This window comes from Pseudonocardia sp. SID8383 (assembly GCF_009864975.1).
Lineage (GTDB): Bacteria > Actinomycetota > Actinomycetes > Mycobacteriales > Pseudonocardiaceae > Pseudonocardia > Pseudonocardia alni.
The window spans coordinates 1-9,081 of sequence record NZ_WWFY01000988.1; the positions used below are offsets into that span (position 1 = coordinate 1).

Genomic DNA, 9,081 nt, shown 5'->3' on the forward strand with positions numbered 1-9,081 from the left:
CTGCCGGACCCCCGCCCTGCCGGACCTCCGCCCGACCGGACCTCCGCCCGACCGGACCCCCGCCTGGTCGGGCCGGTGCCCGGCCGGGCCGACGCGGCCGGGGAGGGTGCCTGCGTAGTCGTGCGGATCCGTGACCGCGGCCCGGCGGCGACGGTGGTCCCATGAGCCGCACCGTCGTCGTCGCGCCCCGTGGTGAGCTCGCCACGGTCGACACCTCCGCCACCGTCCGCCTGATGTCCCGGCTGCTCGACCCCGCGCCCGCGGCCCGTGCCGCCGCCCGTGCCGAGGTCCTCGACGCCCCGCACCGGCAGATGCCGCCGGTGCTGTTCGCGCTGTCGGAGAACCTCGTCGCCGACGGCGCGATGCCCGACGCCGCCCGCTGGTTCTACGCGGGCCAGCTGCGGGCCCGCTACGACGCCTGCCGCTGCACCGACACCACCGCCGCCCAGGCGCTGGCCGTGCTGCGCGACCGGTTCGGCGAGCCGGTGAACCGGTGGGCCTTCGCCGACCCGGCCCGGGTCCGCCGGGCCGCGGTCCGCGCCGTCGCCTGGGACCGGGCGGCGCCGTACGACTACGACCACCGCTGGATCGCCCTGCACGGCATGGGCGCCTTCACCGGCGACGGCAACGGCGTCAGCACGCCGTCGGCCGAGTGGGCGGGCGTCGCCGCCCGGGTCCGCGCCGACTACCTGAGCGGCCTGCGTGAGGTGCTGCGCGAGCAGTTCGGACAGCGGTGAGCCGGCCGCCGGGTCGGTAGGCTGTGCCCGTGTCCCGCGCCGAGCTCGACAAGAACCCGACCGACGTCGCCCGCATGTTCGACGGCGTCGCCCGGCGCTACGACCTGACCAACACCGCGCTGTCGGGCGGGCAGGACCGCTACTGGCGGATCCAGACCCGCCGGGCCCTCGGCCTGCGCCCGGGCGAGAAGGTCCTCGACCTCGCCGCGGGGACCGCGGTCTCGACCGTCGAGCTGGCGAAGGACGGCGCCTGGTGCGTCGCTGCGGACTTCTCCCTCGGCATGCTGCGTGCGGGCGCCCGCCGCGACGTCCCGAAGGCCGCCGCCGACGCGCTGCACCTGCCCTTCGCCGACGGCAGCTTCGACGCCGTCACCATCTCCTTCGGCCTGCGCAACGTGAACGACACCGTCGCCGGCCTGCGTGAGATGGCCCGCGTGACCCGCCCCGGCGGCCGCCTGGTGGTCTGCGAGTTCTCGACGCCGACTTGGGCCCCCTTCCGCGTGCTCTACCAGAACGCGGTGCTCGGCCACGCCCTCCCGGCGATCGCCCGGACGGTCTCCTCCAACCCCGAGGCCTACCTGTACCTGGCCGAGTCGATCCGGGACTGGCCCGACCAGCCCGCACTCGCCGGGAAGATCGCCGACGCCGGCTGGGAGCGCCCCGCCTGGCGGAACCTGACCTTCGGCGCCGTCGCGCTGCACCGGGCGTACAAGCCGGCCTGAGCCCCCGCCGCCCCGTCCCGCCACGGGTCCTCGTGGACGGGCCCTGCGGAGGCGGCCTGTGCCACAGGGGCCGACGCCGTGGCGGAGCCGCACGCGCTGCACGTGTGCGGTCTTCCTGCGCCGGGCCCGGCATCACCACACGACGACGTGGTCCCTTCTCGGAATTCGCTTACCGGGTAAGCGGATTCGGAGAAGGGAGGGTCCGGGGTCGCGCCCCTCATGCCACACGGCGATCAGCGGTGCAGCGGTCGGCGCTGTGGCGGTCGGTCACCCTGCGCCCGGTGGTCGGTGCCCGACTGCGTGGGAGGTCGACTGCGGGGTCGGCTGCGCGAGGGGTCGACGCCGCGATGCGCACCCCGGCACCAGCCGTCACCACCCCCTGACCCTGCGTCGAAGCGCGTTGCGCCGCAAGGACTCCCGCGTCGTCGCCCGATCCGCCCACGCGATCACGGCGGCGTCGTCCTACACTGCTCGCGCAGTTCGTGAACTTTTTCACAAGGGTGGTGGGAGACACGCGACCCGGAGCGCGCCGACCTGCACGGATGCGGATCACATGTGACCCGCACCCCGTCACAGGTAAGGCTCGCCTGGGTTCTTGGTCACAGGAGACCGGACATAGGGTCGCCGCGACCGGCTCGTCGATCACCACCAACGACGGTGGCGCCGCGACAACGAAGGTGTAGGAATGCTCGATCCCTATCTCCCGCTCGTCCTGCTGTTCGTGTTGGCGGCGGGTTTCGCGGTGTTCTCGGTCGCCTCCGCGCCGTTGATCGGTCCGCGCCGGTTCAACCGGGCCAAGCTGGACTCCTACGAGTGCGGCATCGAGCCCTCGCCGCAGCCGGTCGTCGGCGGCGGTCGCGTGCCGGTCGCCTACTACCTCACGGCGATGCTGTTCATCCTGTTCGACATCGAGCTGGTGTTCATGTACCCGTACGCCGTCGTCGCCGATGCGGTCGGCGTCTTCGGGTTCGTGGCCATCACGCTCTACATCGCCACGATCGCCTTCGCGTACGCCTACGAATGGCGTCGCGGCGGGCTCGAGTGGAGCTGAGGCCGTCATGGGACTCGAGGAGAACCTGCCCAGCGGCGTCCTGCTGACCAATGTGGAGAAACTGGTCAACTGGACCCGGAAGTCGTCGCTCTGGCCTGCCACGTTCGGCCTGGCCTGCTGCGCCATCGAGATGATGACCACCGGCGCCCCGCGCTACGACCTCGCCCGGTTCGGCATGGAGGTCTTCCGGGCCTCGCCGCGCCAGGCGGACCTGATGATCGTCGCGGGCCGCGTGAGCAACAAGATGGCGCCGGTCCTGCGCCAGATCTACGACCAGATGCCCGAGCCGCGCTGGGTGCTCGCGATGGGCGTGTGCGCCAGCTCCGGCGGCATGTTCAACAACTACGCGATCGTCCAGGGCGTGGACCACGTCGTCCCGGTCGACATGTACCTGCCCGGCTGCCCGCCGCGGCCGGAGATGCTGATCGACGCGATCCTGAAGATCCACGCCAAGATCATGGACGAGCCGCTCGGCCCGAAGCGGGCCGCCGAGCTCGCCGAGTCCGGGTACCGCACGCCGATGGTGCCGTCGTCGGTCAAGTACGCGCCGAAGCACAAGCAGCTCGGTGCGCTGAAGACCACGCACACCCCCGACGTACCGAACTACCTGGAGCCGGGCTCGCAGCCCAGGCCGGCCCCGAACGCGCTCGCGCCGGGGGAGACCCTGGAGCTGCCGTCGCTGGCCGACGCGGCCCGCGGAGGTGACGCGAAGTGACCGAGCCGACCGGCACCTCCAAGGACGGGTCCGAGCCCACCGGCGGTGCGCACTCGTCGTCGCAGGAGAGCGGCGCCGCTGCCGAGGAGCAGCGGATGGCGGGCGGCGAGGCCCCCGGCGACCTGGCCGCTCCCGGGGACGCGGCCACCCCCTCCGACGCGTTGGGCGGCGCCCGCCCCGCGCAGAGGATGACCGAGACCCGTACGCGCTCGGGCATGTTCGGCGTCCGCGGCTCCGGCGACACCTCCGGCTACGGCGGCCTGCGCCTGCAGGGCTGGGCCCCGGCCCCGGCCGAGCGGCCCTTCGGCGGCTGGTTCGACGAGTTCGCCGACGAGCTCGGCGCGGCCCTCGACGAGCGCGGCATCCCGCGCGCTGCGATCGAGCAGGTCACGATCGACCGCGACGAGATGACCCTCTACGTCGAGCCCGCCCGCCTGCACGAGGTCGCCCGCACCCTGCGCGACGACCCGGGCCTGCGCTTCGAGTTCTGCTCCGGCGTGTCCGGTGTGGACTACTCGGCGCCGGACGGCGCTCCGGTCGACCGGCCGCTGCACGTCGTCTACCACCTGCTGTCGATGACCTATCGGCGCCGGGTGCGCCTGGAGGTCGCGCTCGACATCGAGAACCCGCACGTCATGAGCGTCGTCGACGTCTACCCGACGGCCGACTGGCACGAGCGCGAGACCTGGGACATGTACGGCGTCGTCTTCGACGGCCACCCGGCGCTGACCCGGATCCTCATGCCGGACGACTGGGACGGCCACCCCCAGCGCAAGAGCTACCCGCTGGGCGGCATCCCCGTGGAGTACAAGGGCGCGGAGATCCCCCCGCCCGATGAGCGGAGGGCCTACTCGTGACGACTGACGCCGACCCCACCACCGCCGACGCCACCGCCGACCCGTACGCCGCGCCCGGCCGGGAGACCACCGAGGGCACGGTCTACACCGTCACCGGCGGCGACTGGGACGACCTGCTCGAGGTCGAGCACGACGACCGCATCGTCATCAACATGGGCCCGCAGCACCCGTCGACGCACGGGGTGCTGCGCCTGGTCCTGGAGCTGGAGGGCGAGACCGTCACCCAGGGCCGCGCGGTCATCGGCTACCTGCACACCGGTATCGAGAAGAACTGCGAGTACCGGACCTGGACCCAGGGCGTCACCTTCGTGACCCGCGCGGACTACCTGGCCCCGCTGTTCAACGAGGGCGCCTACTGCATGGCCGTCGAGAAGCTGCTGGGCGTCGAGGTCCCGCAGCGGGCCGAGCACCTGCGGGTGCTGCTCTGGGAGCTGAACCGGATCGGCTCGCACCTGGTCGCGCTGGCGACCGGCGGCATGGAGCTGGGCGCACTGACCGGCATGACCTCCGGCTTCCGCGAGCGCGAGGAGGTGCTCCACCTACTGGAGTTCCTCACCGGCCTGCGGATGAACCACGCGTTCATCCGGCCCGGCGGCCTCGCCCAGGACATGCCCGAGGGCTGGCAGGACAAGGTCCGCGACTTCCTGAAGGTCATGAACTCCCGGCTGCCGGACTACGACCGGCTGCTCACCGGGCAGCCGATCTGGCGCCAGCGCCTGGAGGGCGTCGGCTACCTGCCCGTCGACGGCTGCCTGGCCCTCGGCGCGTCCGGCCCGATCCTGCGCTCGGCGGGTCTGGCCTGGGACCTGCGCAAGCACATGCCGTACTCGGTCTACGACCAGTACGACTTCGAGGTCCCGACGGCCACCGAGGCCGACTGCTTCGCCCGCTACCGGATGCGCGTCGCCGAGATCCACGAGTCGCTCAAGATCATGGAGCAGGCGGTGACGAAGCTCGACGAGCTCGGCCCGGGCCGCGTCATGGTCGACGACCCGAAGGTCGCCTGGCCGGCGCAGCTGTCGGTCGGCAGCGACGGCATGGGCAACACCCTCGAGCACGTCCGCAAGATCATGGGTCAGTCGATGGAGTCGCTGATCCACCACTTCAAGCTGGTCACCGAGGGTTTCCACGTCCCGCCGGGGCAGGCCTACGCGGCCGTCGAGTCCCCGCGCGGCGAGCTCGCGGTGCACGCCGTGTCCGACGGCGGCACCCGCCCGGTCCGCATCCACGTCCGGGACCCCAGCTTCGTGAACCTGCAGACGATGCCCGCGATGAGCGAGGGCGGCCAGGTCGCCGACGTCATCGCGGCCGTCGCCTCGATCGATCCCGTGATGGGAGGTTGCGACCGATGACGGTCCCCCCGCAGGAGAAGAGCCCCGTCTCGCCGGTGTTCGACGAGCTGACCCGGCAGCGCACCACGGAGATCATCTCCCTCTACCCGGAGCCCCGGTCGGCGCTGCTGCCGCTGCTGCACCTGGTCCAGTCGGTCGAGGGGTACGTCAGCCCCGACGGCATCCGCTACTGCGCGGAGGCGCTGGAGCTGACCACCGCCGAGGTGTCGGCGGTCGCGACGTTCTACACGATGTACAAGCGCACCCCGTGCGGTGAGCACCTGGTCAGCGTGTGCACCAACACGCTGTGCGCGGCGCTGGGCGGCGACGACATCTACGCCCGCCTACGCACGCAGCTGGGTACCGAGGACCGTCCGCTGGGCCACGAGGAGACGGCGGGGGAGCCCGGCAGCACCGGCTCGGTCACCCTCGAGCACGCCGAGTGCCTCGCGGCCTGCGACCTCGCCCCGGTGCTGCAGGTCAACTACGAGTACTTCGACAACCAGACCGTCGAGTCCGCAGTGGAACTCGTCGACGCCCTGCGTCGCGGCGAGCGCCCGCAGCCGACCCGCGGGGCGCCGCTGACCGATCTGCGGACCGTCGAGTTGGAGCTGGCCGGGTTCACCGACGACGCCGGAGGCGTCGACACGACCGCCCGCGTCGAGGGCCCGTCCGGTGCGATCGAGTCGGTGCGTGGGGCCCGGATGGCGCAGGAGAACGGCTGGACCGCCCCGGCGCTGCCCGACGAGCCACCGGCGATGCCCGCGCTACCGGAGAAGAAGTGATCGCATGAGCACCACAGAGCCTGTGCGCAAGCCGGACCCGATCACGCCCGTCCTGACCAGGCGCTGGCTGTCGCCGCGGTCCTGGTCGATCGACACCTACGAGCAGCTGGAGGGCTACACCTCCCTGCGTACCGCGTTCGCCGCCCACCCCGACCAGCTCATCCAGCTGGTGAAGGACTCCGGGCTGCGCGGCCGCGGCGGTGCCGGGTTCCCCACCGGCATGAAGTGGGGGTTCATCCCGCAGGACGACGGCAGCGGCACGGGCCCCGGCGCGAAGCCGAAGTACCTGGTCATCAACGCCGACGAGGGCGAGCCGGGTACCTGCAAGGACATCCCGACGATGATGGCCGACCCGCACGCGCTCATCGAGGGCTGCATCGTCACCAGCTACGCGATCCGCGCCAACTTCTGCGCGATCTACGTCCGCGGCGAGGCGCTGCACTGCATCCGCAGGCTGCGCGCCGCCGTCCGCGAGGCGAAGGCGAAGGGCTACCTCGGCCGCGACATCCTCGGCTCCGGGTTCGACCTGGAGATCGTGGTGCACGCCGGTGCGGGCGCCTACATCTGTGGCGAGGAGACGGCGCTGCTCGACTCGCTCGAGGGCCGTCGCGGTCAACCCCGGCTCAAGCCGCCGTTCCCGGCGACCGCCGGGCTCTACGCCTGCCCGACGGTCGTCAACAACGTCGAGACCATCGCCAGCGTCCCCGCCATCGTCAACGGCGGGGCGGCCTGGTTCCGCTCGATGGGGCGCGAGAAGTCGCCCGGCCCGAAGATCTACTCGGTCTCCGGGCACGTCGAGCGTCCCGGCCAGTACGAGGCGCCGCTGGGCATCACGCTGCGGGAGCTCCTGGAGCTCGCCGGCGGGATGAAGGACGGGATCCCGCTGAAGTTCTGGACCCCGGGCGGCTCGTCGACACCGCTGTTCACCGCCGAGCACCTCGACGTCCCGCTGGACTTCGAGGGCGCGGCCGAGGCCGGCTCCATGCTGGGGACGACCGCGGTGCAGGTCTTCAACGAGACCGTCTCGGTGCCGTGGGCGGTCATGAAGTGGACCGAGTTCTACAAGCACGAGAGCTGCGGCAAGTGCACCCCGTGCCGCGAGGGCACGTACTGGCTGGTCCAGGTGCTGCAGCGGATGGTGCGCGGCGAGGGCACCTCGACCGACATCGACACCCTGGTCGACGTCTGCGACAACATCCTCGGCCGTTCCTTCTGCGCCCTCGGCGACGGCGCGACGAGCCCGATCACCAGCGCCGTGAAGTACTTCCGCCAGGAGTTCCTGGACCTGATCGCCGACCAGCCGGACGTCGAGCGCCCGGAGCAGCTGGCCGCACTCACCGGAGCGAGCGCATGACCCTCACACCGGAGCGGAACGCCACCGAGGACACACCCGTCCCCGAGGGGCACGTCCGCCTCACCATCGACGGCCAGGTCGTCGACGCCCCCAAGGGCGAGCTGCTGATCCGCACCTGCGAGCGCCTCGGCATCGTGATCCCGCGGTTCTGCGACCACCCGCTCCTCGACCCGGCGGGCGCCTGCCGCCAGTGCCTGGTCGAGGTGGAGATGGGCGGCCGGCCGATGCCGAAGCCGCAGGCCAGCTGCACCATGACCGTCGCCGACGGGATGGTGGTGAAGACCCAGCACACCTCCGAGCGGGCCGACAAGGCGCAGCAGGGTGTCATGGAGCTGCTGCTCATCAATCACCCGCTGGACTGCCCGATCTGCGACAAGGGCGGCGAGTGCCCGCTGCAGAACCAGGCGATGGCGCACGGCCGGTCGGACTCCCGCTTCGTCGAGACCAAGCGCACCTTCCCGAAGCCGCTGCCGATCTCCAGCCAGGTGCTGCTCGACCGCGAGCGCTGCGTGCTCTGCCAGCGCTGCACCCGGTTCTCCGAGGAGATCGCCGGGGACCCGTTCATCGATCTGCTCGAACGCGGCGCGAACCAGCAGATCGGGATCGCCGAGGACCAGCCGTTCCAGTCCTACTTCTCCGGCAACACGATCCAGATCTGTCCGGTCGGCGCACTGACCAGCGCCGCGTACCGGTTCCGGTCGCGCCCGTTCGACCTGCGCTCGACCCCGGGCGTGTGCGAACACTGCAGCTCCGGCTGCGCCTCGCGTACCGACTCCCGTCGCGGGACCGTGCTGCGCCGGCTCGCCGGCAACGACCCGGAGGTCAACGAGGAGTGGCTCTGCGACAAGGGCCGGTTCGCGTTCCGCTACACCGGTAGCCAGGGCCGCATCACGCGGCCGCTGGTCCGGCGCGCGGACGGCACGCTGGAGGAGGTCTCCTGGACCGAGGCGCTGCAGGTCGCCGCGGACGGGCTGCTCGCGGCCCGTGCCGGAGGCGGTATCGGCGTCCTGCCCGGGGGACGGCTGACCGTCGAGGACGCCTACGCCTACGCCAAGTTCGCCCGCGTCGTCGCCGGCACCAACGACATCGACTTCCGAGCCCGCCCGCACTCGGGGGAGGAGCTGGAGTTCCTCGCCGCGCACGTCGCCGGCGGGACGGTCGAGGACTCGGTGACGTTCGAGCGGGTCGAGAACGCCCCGGCGGTGCTCACCGCCGGCACCGACCCCGAGGAGGAGTCGGGCATCGTCTTCCTCCGTCTGCGCAAGGCGTACCGGAAGCGCGGGCTGCGCCACTTCCAGGTCGGCCCGTTCACCAGCTACGGCGCCGAGAAGACCGGCGCCACCGTGCTGCACGCGGTGCCCGGTGCGGAGGCCGCGGTCGTCGCCGACCCGGGCGCCGACGTCGTCGCCGCGCTGGAGCAGCCGGGCGCGGTGATCCTGGTGGGGGACCGGGCCGCGGAGTCGCCGGGCCTGTACTCGGCGGTGTCCGCGCTCGCCGCCCGCACCGGTGCGGCGATCGGCTGGCTGCCG

General features: G+C 72.1%; 9 protein-coding genes. All 9 read left to right on the forward strand.

Going from position 1 to position 9,081, the window contains the following annotated elements; genetic code table 11:
- Positions 1–161 precede the first annotated feature (161 nt).
- A complete protein-coding gene (locus tag GTW08_RS23585) occupies positions 162–737 on the forward strand; it encodes a hypothetical protein (RefSeq protein WP_073576542.1) in 576 nt (191 codons plus the stop codon).
- A 29-nt stretch (positions 738–766) separates the two neighbouring features.
- Positions 767–1,459: a demethylmenaquinone methyltransferase gene (locus tag GTW08_RS23590; RefSeq protein ID WP_062403809.1), complete on the forward strand. Its 693-nt coding sequence runs from the start codon at positions 767–769 to the stop codon at positions 1,457–1,459.
- Positions 1,460–2,144: 685 nt separating this feature from the next.
- On the forward strand, positions 2,145–2,510 hold the full coding sequence (locus GTW08_RS23595) for an NADH-quinone oxidoreductase subunit A (protein WP_062397987.1): 366 nt from the start codon (positions 2,145–2,147) through the stop codon (positions 2,508–2,510).
- 7 nt (positions 2,511–2,517) lie between these two features.
- Complete coding sequence (locus GTW08_RS32145; protein WP_100878769.1) at positions 2,518–3,225, forward strand: NuoB/complex I 20 kDa subunit family protein; 708 nt, start codon at positions 2,518–2,520, stop codon at positions 3,223–3,225.
- Positions 3,226–3,413: 188 nt separating this feature from the next.
- The gene (locus GTW08_RS23605) at positions 3,414–4,082 is read left to right on the forward strand and encodes an NADH-quinone oxidoreductase subunit C (protein WP_237454110.1); all 669 of its coding nucleotides are present in this window, start codon (positions 3,414–3,416) and stop codon (positions 4,080–4,082) included.
- Complete coding sequence (locus GTW08_RS23610) at positions 4,079–5,434, forward strand: NADH-quinone oxidoreductase subunit D (RefSeq protein WP_073576541.1); 1,356 nt, start codon at positions 4,079–4,081, stop codon at positions 5,432–5,434. Before GTW08_RS23605 ends, GTW08_RS23610 begins: the two co-directional genes overlap by 4 nt.
- On the forward strand, positions 5,431–6,198 hold the full coding sequence (gene nuoE / locus GTW08_RS23615; RefSeq protein WP_073576540.1) for an NADH-quinone oxidoreductase subunit NuoE: 768 nt from the start codon (positions 5,431–5,433) through the stop codon (positions 6,196–6,198). The genes GTW08_RS23610 and nuoE overlap by 4 nt, the downstream gene beginning before the upstream one ends.
- Positions 6,199–6,202: 4 nt before the next feature.
- Complete coding sequence (gene nuoF, locus GTW08_RS23620) at positions 6,203–7,552, forward strand: NADH-quinone oxidoreductase subunit NuoF (RefSeq protein WP_073576539.1); 1,350 nt, start codon at positions 6,203–6,205, stop codon at positions 7,550–7,552.
- Positions 7,549–9,081, forward strand: a 1,533-nt coding sequence (locus GTW08_RS23625; RefSeq protein WP_161152543.1) for an NADH-quinone oxidoreductase subunit G, incomplete at its 3' end; no start/stop codon positions are given. The genes nuoF and GTW08_RS23625, both read left to right, overlap by 4 nt.